The organism is Methylobacterium cerastii (assembly GCF_022179125.1).
Lineage (GTDB): Bacteria > Pseudomonadota > Alphaproteobacteria > Rhizobiales > Beijerinckiaceae > Methylobacterium > Methylobacterium cerastii.
In genome coordinates, this window is the sequence record NZ_BPQG01000004.1 from 124,816 (window position 1) to 140,815 (window position 16,000).

The 16,000-nt window shown below is 73.4% G+C and carries 16 protein-coding genes; 9 read left to right on the plus strand and 7 right to left on the minus strand.

Annotated elements, in window-relative coordinates; genetic code table 11:
• Positions 1 to 118 precede the first annotated feature (118 nt).
• A complete protein-coding gene (locus MFF13_RS01295) occupies positions 119 to 460 on the plus strand; it encodes a DUF6460 domain-containing protein (RefSeq protein ID WP_147754779.1) in 342 nt (113 codons plus the stop codon).
• A gap of 77 nt (positions 461 to 537) precedes the next feature.
• Positions 538 to 1,815: an MATE family efflux transporter gene (locus MFF13_RS01300; RefSeq protein ID WP_147827916.1), complete on the plus strand. Its 1,278-nt coding sequence runs from the start codon at positions 538 to 540 to the stop codon at positions 1,813 to 1,815.
• 22 nt (positions 1,816 to 1,837) lie between these two features.
• Here the strand turns inward: MFF13_RS01300 and MFF13_RS01305 are convergent, their stop codons facing one another.
• A complete protein-coding gene (locus MFF13_RS01305) occupies positions 1,838 to 2,167 on the minus strand; it encodes a hypothetical protein (protein ID WP_187273544.1) in 330 nt (109 codons plus the stop codon).
• A 200-nt stretch (positions 2,168 to 2,367) separates the two neighbouring features.
• On the opposite strand from MFF13_RS01305, the gene MFF13_RS01310 reads away from it, so the two are divergent.
• The 3 genes from MFF13_RS01310 (at position 2,368) to MFF13_RS01320 (ending at position 6,091) form a co-directional block, all read left to right on the plus strand.
• The gene (locus MFF13_RS01310; RefSeq protein WP_147750328.1) at positions 2,368 to 3,252 is read left to right on the plus strand and encodes an HpcH/HpaI aldolase/citrate lyase family protein; all 885 of its coding nucleotides are present in this window, start codon (positions 2,368 to 2,370) and stop codon (positions 3,250 to 3,252) included.
• Positions 3,253 to 3,442: 190 nt separating this feature from the next.
• Entirely contained in the window at positions 3,443 to 5,551 is a 2,109-nt protein-coding gene (locus MFF13_RS01315) for a M48 family metalloprotease (protein ID WP_505744293.1), read from the plus strand.
• A 6-nt stretch (positions 5,552 to 5,557) separates the two neighbouring features.
• Positions 5,558 to 6,091 (plus strand): hypothetical protein, encoded by a 534-nt coding sequence (locus MFF13_RS01320; protein ID WP_238270208.1) that lies wholly within the window; start codon positions 5,558 to 5,560, stop codon positions 6,089 to 6,091.
• A gap of 28 nt (positions 6,092 to 6,119) precedes the next feature.
• Here the strand turns inward: MFF13_RS01320 and MFF13_RS01325 are convergent, their stop codons facing one another.
• Genes MFF13_RS01325 through MFF13_RS01335 form a run of 3 tightly spaced genes read right to left on the minus strand, consistent with a single transcriptional unit; the run spans position 6,120 to position 9,594 of the window.
• Positions 6,120 to 6,905 carry a class I SAM-dependent methyltransferase gene (locus MFF13_RS01325; RefSeq protein ID WP_238270210.1) on the minus strand — a complete coding sequence of 262 codons (786 nt, stop codon included), beginning with the start codon at positions 6,903 to 6,905 and terminating at the stop codon, positions 6,120 to 6,122.
• 59 nt (positions 6,906 to 6,964) lie between these two features.
• Positions 6,965 to 7,288 (minus strand): hypothetical protein, encoded by a 324-nt coding sequence (locus tag MFF13_RS01330; protein WP_147764349.1) that lies wholly within the window; start codon positions 7,286 to 7,288, stop codon positions 6,965 to 6,967.
• On the minus strand, positions 7,285 to 9,594 hold the full coding sequence (locus MFF13_RS01335) for an FdhF/YdeP family oxidoreductase (protein ID WP_238270212.1): 2,310 nt from the start codon (positions 9,592 to 9,594) through the stop codon (positions 7,285 to 7,287). Before MFF13_RS01335 ends, MFF13_RS01330 begins: the two co-directional genes overlap by 4 nt.
• Before the next feature lie 161 nt (positions 9,595 to 9,755).
• Between MFF13_RS01335 and MFF13_RS01340 the strand changes: the two genes are divergently transcribed.
• Positions 9,756 to 10,037 carry a hypothetical protein gene (locus tag MFF13_RS01340; RefSeq protein ID WP_147827900.1) on the plus strand — a complete coding sequence of 94 codons (282 nt, stop codon included), beginning with the start codon at positions 9,756 to 9,758 and terminating at the stop codon, positions 10,035 to 10,037.
• Positions 10,038 to 10,108: 71 nt separating this feature from the next.
• On the opposite strand, the gene MFF13_RS01345 is transcribed toward MFF13_RS01340, so the two are convergent.
• Positions 10,109 to 11,200 (minus strand): quinone-dependent dihydroorotate dehydrogenase, encoded by a 1,092-nt coding sequence (locus MFF13_RS01345; protein WP_147827901.1) that lies wholly within the window; start codon positions 11,198 to 11,200, stop codon positions 10,109 to 10,111.
• On the minus strand, positions 11,197 to 11,544 hold the full coding sequence (locus MFF13_RS01350; RefSeq protein WP_147750332.1) for a DUF952 domain-containing protein: 348 nt from the start codon (positions 11,542 to 11,544) through the stop codon (positions 11,197 to 11,199). Before MFF13_RS01350 ends, MFF13_RS01345 begins: the two co-directional genes overlap by 4 nt.
• Positions 11,545 to 11,743: 199 nt before the next feature.
• Between MFF13_RS01350 and MFF13_RS01355 the strand changes: the two genes are divergently transcribed.
• The 3 genes from MFF13_RS01355 (at position 11,744) to MFF13_RS01365 (ending at position 14,956) form a co-directional block, all read left to right on the plus strand.
• Complete coding sequence (locus MFF13_RS01355; protein WP_147764353.1) at positions 11,744 to 12,376, plus strand: S24 family peptidase; 633 nt, start codon at positions 11,744 to 11,746, stop codon at positions 12,374 to 12,376.
• A 344-nt stretch (positions 12,377 to 12,720) separates the two neighbouring features.
• Complete coding sequence (locus MFF13_RS01360) at positions 12,721 to 13,812, plus strand: ATP-binding protein (protein ID WP_147827902.1); 1,092 nt, start codon at positions 12,721 to 12,723, stop codon at positions 13,810 to 13,812.
• Positions 13,813 to 13,972: 160 nt separating this feature from the next.
• Entirely contained in the window at positions 13,973 to 14,956 is a 984-nt protein-coding gene (locus MFF13_RS01365; protein WP_147827921.1) for a TIM44-like domain-containing protein, read from the plus strand.
• Positions 14,957 to 14,990: 34 nt separating this feature from the next.
• On the opposite strand, the gene rsmA is transcribed toward MFF13_RS01365, so the two are convergent.
• The gene (gene rsmA / locus MFF13_RS01370; protein WP_147764355.1) at positions 14,991 to 15,854 is read right to left on the minus strand and encodes a 16S rRNA (adenine(1518)-N(6)/adenine(1519)-N(6))-dimethyltransferase RsmA; all 864 of its coding nucleotides are present in this window, start codon (positions 15,852 to 15,854) and stop codon (positions 14,991 to 14,993) included.
• Positions 15,855 to 16,000 lie beyond the last annotated feature (146 nt).

The window sequence follows — 16,000 nt, forward strand, 5'->3', positions numbered from 1 at the left end:
GGCAGCGAAACCGCCTAACGCCCGAACCACCATCCGGTTTCGCCGCCGGTGTGGTGCATCCGTCACGGTTCCGCCGGCTTCGGGCGGTTGGAAGGGCGTCGTCCTCCGAGGAATGTCGATGATCGTCGAGCACGACCCCCGCCGCCAGGGTCAGAACCATACGGGTGCGTCCTACCGCGAGGCGCCGGGTTATCGCGCCTCGGCTTTGCGCCGCTTCCTCGGCGGGTCGCCGGCCGCGGTGTTCCTGCGGCTGCTGTTCCTGTCGGTGCTCGTCGGCGCCTTCATGGCGATGCTCGGGCTCACGCCCGCGCGCCTGTTCTGGCAGGTCTACGACTCGGCCCGCGCGCTCGTCGACCTCGGCCTCGCCACGTTCCACGATTTCGGCGGGTGGATCCTGGCCGGCGCCATCGTGGTGGTTCCGCTCTGGCTGATCTCGCGTCTGTTCGCGGTCTCGCGGTAACCCCACCGCGATCGGGAGCCCGCGTGACCCCACCCCTTCCCATCACCGGGCGGCGCGTCCTCGCGCTCGCCCTGCCGATGACCATCGCCAACGTCACGACGCCGATGCTGGGCTTCGTCGGCGCCACGGTGATCGGGCGGTTGGGCGACGCCGCCCTGCTCGGGGCGATCGCGCTCGGCGCCGTCATCTTCGACGCGCTGTTCTGGTCGTTCGGCGCCCTGCGGATGGCGACCGCCGGCCTCACCGCGCAGGCGGTCGGCGCCCGCGACGCCGCGGAGGTCGACCGGACGCTGGCGCGCGCCCTCGCGGCCGGCCTCGTCGCGGGGATCGTCCTCGTCGTCCTGCAGGGGCCGATCGCGGCGGCGGCCTTCCGGATCACCGGCGCGAGCCCCGCGGTGATCGCCGGGCTCGCCACCTACGTCCACATCCGCATCCTCTCGGCGCCGTTCGCGCTGGCGAACTACGCCGTGCTCGGCTCGGTGCTCGGCCGCGGGCGCACCGATCTCGGCCTGCTGCTGCAGGTGGCGATCAACGTCGTGAACATCGGCCTGACGCTGGCCCTGGTGCTCGGCCTCGACCTGAGCCTGGCCGGCGCCGCCCTCGCCACGGTGATCGCGGAAGCCGCCGGCCTGGCTCTCGGCCTCGTGATCCTGGTGCGCCTCGGCTCGAAGCCCTGGCGGGTGCCGTGGTCCGAGATCCGAGACCCCGTCGCCCTGAAGCGGACGCTCGCGGTCAACGGCGACGTGATCGTGCGGACGCTGGCGCTCGTGTCGGGCATCGTGCTGTTCTCGGCGCTCGGCGCACGCCAGGGCGACGCGGTGCTCGCGGCCAACGCGGTGTTGTGGAATCTCTTTCTGATCGGCGGGTTCTTCCTCGACGGCTTCGCCACGGCCGCCGAGGCCCTGTGCGGGCAGGCGGTGGGCGGGCGCGACGCCGGCGGGTTCCGCAAGGCGTCGGCGCTGTCGCTGGGCTGGTGCCTCGGCTTCGGCCTCGGCGTGAGCCTGCTGGCGCTGGTCGGCGGCCACGCCTTCATCGACTTCGTCACCACGAGCGAGCCGGTGCGCGCGGTGGCGCGGCGCTACCTGCCGCTGGCGGCGGCCGCCCCCTTCGTCGCGGCGCTGCCCTTCGCCTACGACGGCATCTACATCGGCGCGACCTGGACGCGGGCGATGCGCAACCTGATGCTGGCCGCGCTCGCCGCCTATTGCGCCACCCTGGTCCTCGTCCAGGGGCTGCAGCTCGGCAATGCCGGCCTGTGGCTGGCCTTCCTGAGCTTCCTCGGCGCGCGCGGCATCGGGCAGGCCCTGGCCTATCCGGGCCTCGCCCGGCGGACGTTTTCGCCCGACCGCGCCTGAAACTGCGTCTGAGCTTACCGCCTCAGCGTGGGTCCTTCCACGTGGTCGGCGCGGCGGGGGCCGGCGGCAGCGCCTCGACCCGGCGCTGAACGCTGCGCCGGGCCGGCGCCTCCGCGCGCCGGTGGCGGACGAGGCGGGCGCGCCGCATCCGCGGGCGCCGGGCGCTCTCGGTCGAGGAGCCGACGACGCCCCCGATCACCGCGCCCGCCACCGCCCCGATCGGGCCGCCGACGAGGGCGCCCGCAACCGCGCCGGAGCCGACGCCGACCACCGTGTTGCTGGCGGCAGAGGCGGCGCCGGGCAGGGCGAGGCTGGAGGCCAGCATCAGTCCGAAAAGCGTGCGTCGCAGCATGGGGATGACCTTCGAAATCCGTGGCGTTTCCCCGCCCTTGGCCGCGGAAGGTGACCAAAGCGGGGCTCCGACGTTGCGCGGACGGCACGGTGCCTCCGGTTTCGATCGCGGCGGATTCTCGGAGTTTCGTCGCCGCGGCCCCTGGCAAGGCGAGTGCATTGCGGTAGGGTCGCGCACTTTTCTACGGGGTGACTCGCCGAATGTCCGATCTCCGCCTCCGCCGCAGCGTCCTCTACATGCCGGGCTCGAACCAGCGTGCGCTCGACAAGGCCAAGACCCTGCCGGCCGACTGCCTGATCCTCGACCTGGAGGATGCGGTCTCCATGGAGGAGAAGGACCTCGCCCGCGAGCAGGTCTGCGCCGCGGTCAAGAGCGGCGAATACGGCGACCGCGAGCTGATCATCCGCGTCAACGCCCCCCAGACGCCGTGGGGCGAGAAGGACCTGCGCGCCGCGATCGAGGCGCGGCCCGATGCGATCCTGATGCCGAAGGTGTCCTCGCCGGCCGTGCTGGAGAGCATCGCCGACCACCTCGAGGCCCTCGACGCGCCGGACGGCATCGCCGTCTGGGCGATGATCGAGACGCCGGCCGCGATCCTGAACATCCAGGACATCGCCCGCGCCAGCCGCGACCGGCGTACCCGGCTCACCTGTTTCGTGCTCGGCACCAACGACCTCGCCAAGGACACCTGGGCCCAGCTCGTTCCCGGCCGCGTGCCGATGCTGCCGTGGATGATGTTCACCCTCGCCGCCGCCCGCGCCTCCGGGCTCGCGATCCTCGACGGCGTCTGGAACGACATCGGCGACGTCGAGGGCTGCCGCGCCGAGTGCCGCCAGGCGCGCGACCTCGGCTTCGACGGCAAGACGCTGATCCACCCGAACCAGCTCGAGCCGGCCAACACCTCCTTCGCCCCGACCGAGGAGGAGGTGCGCCGCGCCCGCCTCGTGCTCGAAGCCTTCGACCGGCCCGAGAACGCCAAGCGCGCGGCGATCAAGGTCGAGAACCGCATGTACGAGCGCCAGCACGTCGGCATGGCCAAGCGCGCGGTGACGTGGTCCGAGGCGATCAAGGCCAAGGGGCAATAGCAACAAGGGCCAGTAGCGCCGAGGGCCGGTCGGTCGGAAGCGCGTCGCGCGGGGGCGCCGTTCGGCCTCGTCCCGTCATGGCCGTCGGCTGCGGCGCGCGCCCTCGTCCCTCGTCTCCCACAAGGAGGTTCTCATCGCTCAGACGACGATCACGCCCCCGCCACGGCGCCTGCGCGCGCTGGTGGGCCTCGTGGCGGCCACGGTGCTGCTGCCGTTCCTCGTGATGCTGCTCGGCCTCTGGGAGGGCAGGCGCGCCGACGACGACTGGGCCGCGTTCGCGGCCGAGCATCGCCACCTCTCCGCGATCGTCGCCGACCTGGAGGCGCGGACGCCGCGCGACGGGCGCGTCGACTACACCCTGCAGTTCCGCAAGGGCGGCCAGACCTACGGCGGCCCCCTCGCCCTGGACAAGGCGCGCGACGCGCGCGGCGAGGTCGCGACCATGACCACGCTAATGGATTGGCGCCGCAGCCTGCCGCCGGTTGTGGTCGTGGGCGGCGGGCTCGCGGCGGCGCTCTCGATCCTGGTGCTGCTCGCCGGAGCCGTCCTCGGGCTGGTGGGGCGCACCTCGCGCGACGCGCTCGTGGGCGGGTTCTCCCTGGTGCGCAAACTCCTGCCGGCGGCGCTGGCGCTGCAGATCGTGGCGGCCACCGCCGGGTTCGTCGCCGCCGTGATCTTCGAGGCGGGGATGCTCGCCCAGTCCGGCTTCGACGGCGGCGCGCTGAAGCTGCTCGGCGTCGCCGCCGTGGCGGTCGGCGCGACCGTGATCGCGGCGGCGAGCACCCTGTGGGGCCTGCGCCGCGCGCTCGCCGCCTTCGAGCCCGACCCGCTGCCGATCCTCGGCCGCCCGGTCTCGGCCGCGGAGGCGCCGGGGCTGTGGCGCCTCACCGAGGGGCTCGCCGACCGCCTCGGCGCGCTCAAGCCCGAAGCCGTCGTGGTCGGCCTCACCGGTGGATTCTTCGTCAGCGCCGGCCCCGCCCTGCTGCAGCCCGGCGGCGAGCGCCTGGCCGGCCGGATCCTCTACCTGCCGCTGCCCTACCTCGCCCTGATGCGGGGCGACGAGGTCGCGGCGATCATCGGCCACGAGCTCGCCCACTATGCCGGCGGCGACACCGCCTACAGCCAGCGCTTCCTGCCGATCTATGCCGGCGTCGGGCGCTCCCTCGACGCGGTCGCGGCCGGCCACCAGGGCTCGCTCGGCCTGCTCGGCCCGTCCCTGCGCCTCGGCGTGTTCGTGATGGAGCGCTTCCACCTCGCCGTGCGCCATTGGAGCCGGGCGCGCGAGTTCGCGGCGGACGCTGCCGGCGCCGGCTTGACCACGGCCGAGGCCTCGGCGCGGGCGCTGCTGCGCACCGGTGCCGTGCAGCCGCGCATCGCCGAGACCCTGGACGCCGCCGCCGAGGCGCCGGCTTCCGCGCCCTCAGACCTCGTCGCCGCCGTGCTCGACCGCGCGGTCGCGCAGGGGCTCGACGACCCGGCCGCCCACCTGGAGGCGGAGCAGGCCCACCCGACCGACACCCACCCGCCGACCCGCGAGCGCGTGGCGGCGCTCGGCGTGCCGCTCGGGCCCGACCTGCTCGCCCTGGCCGCGACGGCGCCGCCCGCGCACGCCCTCGGTCAGCTCGGCGCCTACTTCGCCGACCCGGCCGGCCTGTGCCGGGCGGCGACGGCCGACTTCCTCGGCGTGGTCCGCGAGCACGAGGCGGCCGTGCGGGCCGACCTGGAGACGGCGGCGGCAGGCGTCGCCGCCGAGGACCAGGTGCTGCGCGACAACAGCCGCCCCGGCGCCTTCGTGCTCGTCGGCGCGGCCGTCCTGTTCGGCCTCGCGGCGCTCGGCCTCGCGATCTTCGGCTTCCCGAGTCTCTCGGCGCGGGAGGCCGGCTACTTCGCGGTCGTCGTGCTCGTGCTCGGCGCGATCCTCGGGGCTTTGGGCGGCTACCGGCTCTGGCGCGGCGAGCGGGTCACCCTGATCCTGCGCCCCGACGGGCTGGAGGTGCCGGGGCTCGATCGGTCTATCGCCTGGGAGGCGATCGCCGACCTCGACATCAGCGTGAACCAGACCGGCATCGCCACGCGCCTGCTGCTGCCGCCGGAGGCGCCGTTCCCGGTCCGCGTGCCCGGCGGGCGCGGCGTGAAGCTCGACGCCAAGCGCCGCATCGTCACCTTCGCCCTCGGCCTGCCCCGCCGGACGACGCCGCAGGACTTCGCCGACCTGCTCGGCCGCTACCAGGTCGCGGCGCAGGCGCGTCACCTCCTGGCCCAGGCCGAAGCCGCCCGATCCGAAACCCGGACCCTTTGAGGCTCGATGACCGCATCGCCCGACCGCACCGGCCCCTCGACCGGCCCTGCCACGAACGCTTCGCAGGCCCCCCTGCGGCTGCCGCCGGCCAGCGGCGGCTGGCGACAGACCCTTTGGGTCCTGCTCGGCGTCGCCGGCTTGTGCGGCGTCCTGGTGGCCTGCGCCCTCTATACGGCGCCGGCGGTGCTGTCGGATTGGCAGGTGCGCGAGGCGGCCCAACCCGTCCCCGACGCGCGGGTGAGCGACGGGCGGTGCAGCACCAAGCTGGTCGTCCACATCTGCGACGCGACCCTGAGCCTGTCCACGCCCAAGGGCGCGGTGACGCGCCGGGTGAACTACGTGTTCACGGGCGTGCACCTCGGCGATGACAGCATCAGCGTCATGGCCGACCCGGCCCGCCCCGACCTCGTCACCACCGATCTCGGCCTCGACCGCCTGGTGAACCGCACCATCACCCTCGTGGTCGTGCTCCTGGCGACGTTCGCCACCATCGTGGCGGCGCTCGCCGCGCTCGTCCGCAACCGGCGCGCGGGGGCCTGACGGCGACGGCCGGCGACGGCCCGTCCGTTCACGCGGCCGCCGGCCGGTCCGCTGCCGTGCAGTGGAACGCCACCGTCTCGTAGGGGTAGCGGACGCTGTCACGCCCGGCCAGCTCCGGCGTGGCGGCGATCAGCGCCCGCACCGCGGCGGCCATTCCCGCCCTTTCGTCGGTGGGCAGGGCGGCGATGAAGCTTACCGAGAGCGCGCGGCCGACGACCACGTCCTCGGCCGGCCCTTCGTGGTGGTGGGGCAGGCGCCGCTCGTGCAGGGGCCCGAAGCCCGCGGCCGGGAACGCCGCGCGCCAGGCTCCCGTACGATAGCGCGGCGTGTCGTCCTCGTAGGCGTCGACGATCCGCGTCAGGTCCGCGACCCAGGGCACGGATTCGTCGCGCACGTTCCAGACCAGCCCGAGCGTGCCGCCGGGGCGCAGCACGCGGCGGATCTCGGCGAGCGCCGCCGCTGTGGCGAACCAGTGGAAGGACTGCGCGCAGACCACCGCGTCGACCGCGCCGTCGGCGAGCGGGATCGCCTCCGCATGGCCGGGATGCGCTTCGACGCCGGGATTGCACTGGACGAGTCGCGCCCGCATGGCGGCGACCGGCTCGGCGGCGACGACGCGGGCGCCGGTCTCCGTCAGGCGCGGGGTGAACTTGCCGGTCCCCGCGCCGAGGTCGAGCACGGTGCGCCCGGGACCGAGCCGAAGGTCGCCGCGCAGCCAGCCGTCCAGCGCCGGCGGATAATCCGGTCGGCCGCTGACGTAGGTGTCGGCCTGGGCGGCATAGCCGGCCGCGGCCGAGCGGTGGATCGTCTCCATCCCGAGCCCTCGAATTCTTCGAACACAGCCCACCGGACGTGTCGCCCCGGGAGCGTGCGTCAAGCCGGGTCGGCCTCCGCGGCGGCGACCAAGGCGGCGCCGTCCTCGGTCAGCGCATAGTGGGCGCGGCTCGACCGGGCGTCGCGCCGGCCGACCGCGACGAGGCCCGCCTCGTCCAGGGCGGCGACGGCGCGCAGGGCGTGGGCGTGGGCGACGTCGAAGGCCTTGGCGAGGCTGCGGCTGTCGGCGACCGCGCCGACGAAGGCCGCCGCCAGTAAGACCGCCTCGATCGGTTCGAGGCCGGGCCGCCGCCGCGCGACCGCCTCGACCAGCGTGAGGAACGCCGTCTCGTCGGCCGCGCTCGCGTCGTCGGCCGTGCTCAAGCCGCCGCGGCCGCCACCGTCCGCGGGCACACGGTGACCAGAACCGACTTCGAGGTCGGCGTGTCGCTCTCGGCGCCGAAGGTCGAGAGCGGCACCAGCACGTTGAGCTCGGGGTAGTAGCCGGCCAGGCTCCCGCGCGGCATGTCGAACGGCACCAGGCGGAAATCCTCGGCGATGCGCGACGTACCGTCCGCGTGCAGGCCGACCACGTCGACCCGCTCACCGAAGCTTTGGCGCAGGGTGACGAGGTCGTCGGGGTGGCAGAAGATCACCCGGCGCTCGCCGTAGACGCCGCGGTAGCGGTCGTCGAGGCCGTAGATCGTGGTGTTGTACTGGTCGTGGCTGCGGAAGGTCTGCAGCACGAAGGTGTTGTCGGCCCCCGCTGCGACTTGGTGCTCGGTGGCCGCGGGCAGCGCGTCCGCCGAGAAGTTCGCGCGGCCGGTGGCGGTCTCGAACACGCGCTCGGCGGCGAGGTTGCGCAGCATGAAGCCGCGCGGGCGCCGGACTCGGACGTTGTAGCCGGCAAACCCCGGTACCGTGCGCTCGATCCGGTCGCGGATGCGGTCGTAATCCTCGGCCATCGCCGCCCAGTCGATCCGGTCTGAGCCGACGGTGGCCGCCGCCATGCCCGCGATGATCGCGATCTCCGAGCGCAGCTCCTTCGAGGCCGGCTTGTTGATGCCGCCCGAGCCGTGGACCATGCTCATCGAATCCTCGACGGTCACGATCTGGGTCTTGCCGGCGGCGTTCCGGTCGATCTCGGTGCGCCCGAGGCAGGGCAGCACGTAGCCGACCCGGCCCGGCACGAGGTGCGAGTGGTTCAGCTTCGTCGCGATGTGGACGGTGAGCTCGCAGGAGGCCAGCGCCTTGGCCACCAGGGCCGTGTCCGGCGTGGCGCGGGCGAAGTTGCCGCCCAGCCCGATGAAGGCCTTCGCCGTGCCGTCGAGCATCGCGCCGATGGCGGCCAGCACGTTGTGACCGTGCCGGCGCGGGGCGGCGAAGCCGAACTCGCGCTCCAGCGCGTCGAGGAAGGCGGCCGGCGGCTTCTCGTTGATGCCGACCGTGCGGTCGCCCTGGACGTTCGAGTGGCCGCGCACCGGGCAGAGGCCGGCGCCCGGGCGGCCGATGTTGCCGCGCAAGAACATCAGGTTGGCGATCTCGCGCACCGTCGCCACCGAGTGGCGGTGCTGCGTCACGCCCATCGCCCAGGTCGCGATCGACTTCGACGAGGTGATGTAGATCTCCGCCACCTCTTCGAGGATGGCGCGCGACAGGCCGGACTGGTCCTCGATCGCGTCCCAGCCGGTCGCGTCGGCCGCCGCGCGGTAGGCGGCGAGCCCTTCGGTGTGGCTGGCCAGGAAGGCGCGGTCGAGCACCGAGGGACGGCCGGCGGCGAGGGCCGCGTCGTCGGCGGCGAAGACCGCCTTGGCGATGCCGCGGAAGGCGGCCATGTCGCCGCCGAGCCGCGGCTGCAGGTAGTGGCTCGCGATCGGCCGGCTCGCGCCGCGCAGCATCTCGACGGTGTTCTGCGGGTCGGCGAAGCGCTCCAGCCCGCGCTCGCGCACGGGGTTGAACACCACCACCTTGGCGCCGCGCTCGGCGGCCTTGCGCAGGTCGGCGAGCATGCGCGGGTGGTTGGTTCCGGGGTTCTGCCCGACGACGAAGATCGCGTCCGCCTTCTCGAAATCCTCCAGCAGCACCGTGCCCTTGCCGACGCCGATGGCGTGCGCGAGCCCGATGCCGCTGGCCTCGTGGCACATGTTCGAGCAGTCGGGGAAGTTGTTGGTGCCGTAGGCCCGGGCGAACAGCTGGTAGAGGTAGGCCGCCTCGTTCGAGGCGCGGCCGGAGGTGTAGAACTCGGCCTGGTCCGGGTGGTCGAGGCCGCGGAGCGTCGCGCCGATCTCGGCGAAGGCCGTGTCCCACGACACCGCGACGTAGCGGTCGCTGGCTGCGTCGTAGCGCATCGGATGGGTGAGGCGGCCCTCGCCCTCGAGGGCGTAGTCGCTCCAGCCGCGCAGCTCGCTCACGGTGTGGCGGGCGAAGAACTTCGGCGGGGTGCGCTTGTCGGTGGCCTCCCACGAGACCGCCTTCACGCCGTTCTCGCAGAACTCGAACGACGACCCGTGTTCCGGGTCGCCCCAAGCGCAGCCGGGGCAGTCGAACCCGTCCGGCTGGTTCGCCTTCAGCAGGGCGCGGGCGCCCGAGAGCGGGGAGCGGCTGCCGAGGAGGTGCTTGCCGCAGCTCTTCAGCGCGCCCCAGCCACCGGCGGCCGAGGAACGCTTGGGCGTGCTGACGGGGTCGGTCATGACGAGGCCTGGATCGAGGTTCGCGCGTGGCGATCACGCACTTGCGAGATAAGAGACCGCGCGGGTGCTTCTCAATCGTGTCTCGACGCACCCCCCTCATGCGTCCGGCACGCGCGCATTTTTAACGGTTCTCGTTTCCCGGGGGCGGCAAAGGACGCGCGATGCAGGCACGGGTTCGGGTTCTCGCGGCGTTGGCGGCCGGATGCGCCGTCGGGGTCGCGATGATGGCCAACGATCATGCCCGCGACGCTGGCTGGGCCGTCACCGCGAACCAGATCGCCGACGCGCGGGCGTATGGGAAGCCGGGGGTCGAGATTGCCCCAGGCCGCTTCGTGTCCGAGCCGCTCCCGAGCGAGCACGCCGCTTTGCTGCCGGTGAAGTGGCTGCTGCTCGGTGCCGCCGCCGCCGCCGCGGTGTTCGTCGGAACGCGACGGCGGGGGTGAGCTGACTTTCCGCCGCGGCCCCCGACCTCGCGCCTCTTTCATTCCCTGCAGAGGGGGGAGGAAAGAGCGCGTCACGCCTCCCGCGCCAGCGCCTTCGCGTCGCGCCCGACCACGCCGGCGAGGCTCGTCAGCCCCTCCGATCGCATCCGCTCGACCAGGCCGCGCTTGATCGTGCCGACGAGGCCGGGGCCTTCGTAGACGAGGGCCGAGTAGAGCTGGAGAAGGCTCGCGCCGGCGCGGATCTTGGTCCAGGCGGTCTCGGCCGAGTCGACGCCGCCGACGCCGACCAGGGGCAGCCGGTCGCCGACGCGCAGGTAGGTCTCGGCCAGCATCCGCGTCGAGGCCGAGAATAGCGGCCGGCCGGACAGGCCCCCGGTCTCGCCCGCGAGCGCCGTCTCGGCGAGGAAGGCCGGCCGCGCCACCGTGGTGTTCGAGACGACGAGCGCCTGCACCCGGCGGCGAACCGCCGTGGCGCAGATCGCGTCCAGGGCGTCGAGGGTGATGTCGGGGGCGATCTTCAGAAGGATCGCGGCCTTCTCCGATCCGATCCGGGCGGAGGCCGCGTCGCGGGTCGCGACCACCCGGGCGAGCAGGTCGTCGAGGAAGGCCTCGCCTTGCAGGTCGCGCAGGCCCGGCGTGTTGGGCGACGAGACGTTGACGGTGACGAAGTCCACGAGCGGCGCGAGCCGCCCGGTGCAGGCGACGTAGTCGGCGAGCCGGTCGACGGCCTCCTTGTTGGCGCCGATGTTGACCCCGACGATCCCCGGCCGCCCGGCCCGCGCGCGCAGGCGGTCGGCGACCACGTCGAGGCCGGCGCTGTTGAGGCCGAAGCGGTTGATCACCGCCCGGTCCCGCGGAAGCCGGAACACCCGCGGGCGCGGGTTGCCGGGCTGGGGCTTGGGCACCACGCCGCCGACTTCGACGAAGCCGAAGCCGAAGCCAAGCAGCGCGTCGGCCGCCTGCGCGCCCTTGTCGAAGCCCGCCGCCAGGCCGACCGGGTTCGGGAACCGGCGGCCGAACGCCTCGACCGCGAGGCGGGAATCGTCGGCGGGCGGCGTGCGCGGCGGCATCAGGCTGAGCGCGCGAACGGTCAGGTTGTGCGCGTGCTCGGCGTCGAGGCCGTGCAGCGCCGGGCGCAGCAGCGGAAATAGGGCGCCGATCATGCCGGGATCTCCGCCGGCAGCACGTGCGCGCCGTCCGGCCCGAGCGGCATCGGGCTCACGCGGCGCACCGCGTCGAGGGGCAGGTCGCCGTAGAGATGCGGAAACAAGTCGCCGCCGCGCGAAGGCTCGTAGCGCAGCGCCGGACCGAGCGCTTCGGCGTCGACGGCGACGAGCAGGAGCCCGTCGCGACCGGAAAAATGCCGCCGCGCGGTCTCGGCCACCTGCTCGGCTGTGGAAAAGTGGATGAAACCGTCGGCCCGGTCGATCTCGGCGCCGACGAAGCGACCGAGGGCTTCCGCCTCGCGCCACAGCCTCTCGGGACAGATCTTGTAGATCGACGTCATCGGCGCACCCGCTTTTCGATGCGCCGTCGATAGGGCGACGGGCGGTTCCCTGGCAACCGTCCGGCAACCATCCCGACGGTTGTAACGACCTCCGGGAGGCGTGGATTAGCCATTCGGCCGATTGCCTTTCTCGATCCGTAGTTCTACTTTCCTACAACTAGGCCGTGCGTCTCTGCGGTCGTCTTCGCCTTGGTCTCGCATGCTGTCCCACGAGCAGATTTGGAATGCCATCGACCGTCTGGCCGAGCGGCACGGCTTCTCCCCATCCGGCCTCGCCCGACGTTCCGGGCTCGACGCCACCAGTTTCAACCGGTCCAAGCGCGTCGGCGTCGACGGACGCAAGCGCTGGCCCTCCACCGAGTCGGTGTCCAAGGTCCTAGCCGCCACCGGCGCCAGCCTCGACGACTTCCTCAGGTTGATCGAGGCCCGCGAGGGTCCGCCGCGCGCCACCGTGCCGCTGATCGGCCTGACCCAGGCCGGCGCCGGCCGCCAGTTCACCGACGAGGGCATGCCGACCGGCGGCCCCGGCTGGGAGGAGATCGAGTTTCCCGATCTCGGCGAGGAGCGCGCCTTCGCCCTGGAGGTGCAGGGCGAGTCGATGCTGCCGCTGTTCCGCGACGGCGACGTGCTGATCGTCTCGCCCTCGGCCGGCGTCCGCAAGGGCGACCGCGTGGTGGTGCGGCTGCATTCCGGCGAGGTCATCGCCAAGGAGCTGCGCCGCCGCACGGCACGCACCGTCGAGCTCGCCTCGCTCAACCCCGAGCACGACGACCGCACCCTGAACGTCGGCGAGATCGCCTGGATCGGCCGGGTGATGTGGATCCGGCAGTAGGGGGGTCGGGGGCGCTCTCGCGTTTCGCTTCCACCCTCGCTCCGTCGTCTCGCACCCGCGCCCCGTCGTCCCGGGGCTGCGCAGCGGAGCCCGGGATCGAGAGGCGCCGACGGCGCCCAACCGAGCGCAACCTGCGGTCTGGGTTCCGGGCTCGCCTGCGGCGCCCCGGGATCACGCGATCGTGTCGATAGGCCTTCTTTCATTCAACCTAGGTGGAAGGCCGGCACACGAACCCATCCGGTGACCGCCTCACCCCCGGGGCGCCGCTTCAGGCTTGGCCGTCCGGGCCGATGTCGCTATCGCTGAGCGGTCGGAGCCGCGGCTTCGCGAGGCCGGACGAGAGCATGGCAGAGCCCGACGCGGACGGCTTGAACGAACCGGCGCCGGACGCCGGCTGGATCGCGCTGCTCGATGCCGCCGCGCCCGCCTTCCTCGCCGACCCGCGCCGGCCGGACGAGCCGATCGTCCACGCCAACCCGGCCCTGCTGGACCTCGCCGGCCTGGAGGCCGCGGCCCTGGTCGGGCGCAACGTCCGGCTGCTGGCGGCCGACCGGCGCGCCCTCGACGACGGCGCCGAGTTCCTGGCGGCGCGGGGCGACGGCACCACCTTCTGGGCGCGCGTGACGCTGTGCCCTGTCGCCGGCAGCCCCTATCGGTTGGGCCAGGTCTTCGACGTGACCCGGCGGCGCGACGCCGAGAGCGCCCTCGTGCTCTCGCGCCAGCGCGAGGCCCTGGGGTTGCTCACCAACAGCGTCGCGCACGAGTTCAACAACTTCCTCCAGATCCTGATCGGCTACATCGACGGGCTGAAGCGCCGGCTCGGCGACAGCCAGGAGCCGTTCATCCAGCGGGCGATGAGCCGCTCCACCGACGCGACCGAACGCGCCGCCGTGCTCACGCGCCAGCTGCTGGCCTATTCGCGCAAGATCGCCCCCGACGTGCGCCCGATCGACCTCGACGCGCTCGTGGCCGCCACCGTGGAGCGCCTGCGGCCCGGCCTGCCCGTGGGGGTGCGCTTGGAGCTTGCCGGCACGCCCGGCCTGCCGCGGGCGATCAGCAACCCGCTGCAGGTCGAGCTGGCGCTCGGCCACGTGGTCACCAACGCGTGCGAGGCGATGCCGGACGGCGGCACCATCCGGATCGAGAGTTTCCGCATCGCGCCGGGCGACCGCTCGGTGCAGCGTCCGGAGGACGGCGCCGTCGGCATCCGCATCACGGATACCGGCGCCGGCATGTCGCCGGAGATGCTGGCCCGGGCGCTCGCGCCCTTCGCCACCAGCCGCGAGGCCGGGCGCGGGGCCGGGCTCGCCATCGTGCACGGGCTGATGAAGCGGCAGAACGGCACCATCGCCCTCGACAGCCGGCCGGGGGAGGGCACGCAGGTGCGTCTGGTCTTCCCGGCGGCGCCCGAGCGGCCTGCGGCCCCCCTGCGCTGACGAATTGTCAGGGATGACGCGAAAAACATCGCGAGGCGACGGACTAAAACACGCCGCCCGGCGTCACCATCTTATGCGTCGGCGTTCGCGCCAAGACGTTCGACGACGCAAAGGCGTCCGACGACGTCCGGGACGTTTCGAGATGACCAGGGGCCGATCGATGCTCACCTCCACCACGCGCCGCAAGCGTGCGGCGACCTTTCTGGCGCTGGCTGCCGCGTTGACGGTCGCAGCGCCCGCCGTCGAGGCCCGTCCTGGCGGCGGCGGCAGCATGGGGTCGCGCGGCTCGCGCACCTTCAACGCGCCGTCGGCCACCACGACGGCGCCGACCGCCGCGCCGATGCAGCGCACGCAGACGCAGCCCACGCCCGGCATGAACAACCCGGGCATGAGCAACCCGGGGATGCAGGCGCCGGCCGCGCGCCCCCGCTTCGGCGGCGGCTTCATGGCGGGCCTGCTCGGGGCCGGCCTTCTCGGCGCGCTGCTCGGCGGCGGCTTCTTCGGCGGGCTCGGCGGCATCGCCTCGATGCTCGGCCTGCTGCTGCAGGTCGGCCTCGTCGTGCTGCTGGTGTCCTTTGCCGTGCGCTGGTTCCGCCGCCGCAACGGCGAGCCGGCGACGGCGGGCGCGCCCTATGCGCGCTCGGGCCTCGACCCGAACGCAGCGGGGGGCAGCAACGCTGGCCCCGGCGGTGCTGCGGGCGCCGGTGGCATGCTCGGCGGCGCCCAGCGCCCGCCGCAGCAGCGCCCGGTGCAGATCGGCCCGAACGACTTCCAGTCGTTCGAGCGCCTGCTCGGCGAGGTGCAGGACGCCTATTCCCACGAGAACATGGTCGGCCTGCGCAACCTCGCGACGCCGGAGATGGCCGGCTACTTCGAGGAGGAGCTGCGCGGAAACAAGGCCCGCGGCGTCGTCAACCGCATTACGGACGTGAAGCTCCAGCAGGGCGACCTGTCGGAGGCCTGGGGCGAGGGCGCGCAGGAATTCGCCACGGTGGCGATGCGCTACACGCTCAAGGACGAGACGATCGACCGGAACACCAACCGCGTCGTCGAGACCGAGCCGGGCGAGGCGACCGAGCTCTGGACCTTCGCGCGCAACCCGGGCCGTCCGTGGATCCTCTCGGCGATCCAGCAGACCCGCTAACGCGGCACGAATCGGAGAAACGGGCCGGCGTCCCTCACGGGGCGCCGGCTTTCTTCTGCGCGTCCCACAGGTTGGCGAGCCGCACGAAGCCCGCCACCGGCACCTCCTCGGCCCGCGCGGTCTCTGCGATGCCGGCCTCGGCCAGCAGCGCGGTCGGCTCCGGCGTGAGGCTCTTCAGGCTCTGGCGCAGCATCTTTCGGCGTTGCCCGAAGGCCGCCCGCGTCACCGTTTCCAGCGCCCGCGCCCGGCAGGGCAGGGGGACGGCGCGCGGGACGATTCGGACGACGCTCGACGTCACCTTCGGCGGCGGCACGAAGGCGGAGGGCGCCACGTCGAACAGGATGTCGCTCTGCGTGCGCCAGCCGCAGAGCACGCCGAGGCGGCCGTAATCGGCGCGCTCGGTCTCGTCGGCGACGATGCGCTCGGCGACCTCGCGCTGGAACATCAGCGTAGCGCTATCCCACCACGGCGGCCAGGCCGCGTCGTCGAGCCAGCCGGTGAGCAGGGCGGTGCCGACGTTGTAGGGCAGGTTCGCCACGATCCGCGCCGGCCCGTCGCCGACGAGGGGCCGGGGGTCGAAGGCGAGGGCGTCGGCGTCGACGACCGTCAGCCGACCCGGGTAATGCGCCGCGATCTCGGCCAACGCCGGCAGCGCGCGGGGATCGCGCTCGACGGCGATCACCCGCGCGGCCCCCTCCGCGAGCAGCGCCCGCGTCAGCCCGCCGGGTCCCGGCCCGACCTCGAGCACGGTGACGCCCGCGAGCGGCCCGGCCGCGCGGGCGATGCGCCCGGTGAGGTTGAGGTCGTAGAGGAAGTTCTGCCCGAGCGCCTTCTTCGGCTCCAGCCCATGCCGCGCCACCACCTCGCGCAGGGGGGGCAAGCCGTCGGAGGCGGTCATCGGGCGGTTCGCTTGTCAAAGATCGCGAAGGCGTTGGAAGGTGCGCGCGTCCCCTCTCCCCGCGCGGGGGGAGAGGCCCGGCCGCACCTTGCCGTGCGGCCGGGAAGAGGAGGCGAAGCCTTAGCGGCGGTGAGGGGGCGCTTCCG

Bases quoted from the DNA above. Each gene is read 5' to 3' on its own strand.
- MFF13_RS01295 (WP_147754779.1), top strand. From the start codon at position 119: ATGATCGTCGAGCACGACCCCCGCCGCCAGGGTCAGAACCATACGGGT.
- MFF13_RS01300 (WP_147827916.1), top strand. From the start codon at position 538: ATGACCATCGCCAACGTCACGACGCCGATGCTGGGCTTCGTCGGCGCC.
- MFF13_RS01305 (WP_187273544.1), bottom strand. From the start codon at position 2,167: ATGCTGCGACGCACGCTTTTCGGACTGATGCTGGCCTCCAGCCTCGCC.
- MFF13_RS01310 (WP_147750328.1), top strand. From the start codon at position 2,368: ATGTCCGATCTCCGCCTCCGCCGCAGCGTCCTCTACATGCCGGGCTCG.
- MFF13_RS01320 (WP_238270208.1), top strand. From the start codon at position 5,558: ATGACCGCATCGCCCGACCGCACCGGCCCCTCGACCGGCCCTGCCACG.
- MFF13_RS01325 (WP_238270210.1), bottom strand. From the start codon at position 6,905: ATGGAGACGATCCACCGCTCGGCCGCGGCCGGCTATGCCGCCCAGGCC.
- MFF13_RS01335 (WP_238270212.1), bottom strand. From the start codon at position 9,594: ATGACCGACCCCGTCAGCACGCCCAAGCGTTCCTCGGCCGCCGGTGGC.
- MFF13_RS01340 (WP_147827900.1), top strand. From the start codon at position 9,756: ATGCAGGCACGGGTTCGGGTTCTCGCGGCGTTGGCGGCCGGATGCGCC.
- MFF13_RS01345 (WP_147827901.1), bottom strand. From the start codon at position 11,200: ATGATCGGCGCCCTATTTCCGCTGCTGCGCCCGGCGCTGCACGGCCTC.
- MFF13_RS01350 (WP_147750332.1), bottom strand. From the start codon at position 11,544: ATGACGTCGATCTACAAGATCTGTCCCGAGAGGCTGTGGCGCGAGGCG.
- MFF13_RS01355 (WP_147764353.1), top strand. From the start codon at position 11,744: ATGCTGTCCCACGAGCAGATTTGGAATGCCATCGACCGTCTGGCCGAG.
- MFF13_RS01360 (WP_147827902.1), top strand. From the start codon at position 12,721: ATGGCAGAGCCCGACGCGGACGGCTTGAACGAACCGGCGCCGGACGCC.
- MFF13_RS01365 (WP_147827921.1), top strand. From the start codon at position 13,973: ATGCTCACCTCCACCACGCGCCGCAAGCGTGCGGCGACCTTTCTGGCG.
- rsmA (WP_147764355.1), bottom strand. From the start codon at position 15,854: ATGACCGCCTCCGACGGCTTGCCCCCCCTGCGCGAGGTGGTGGCGCGG.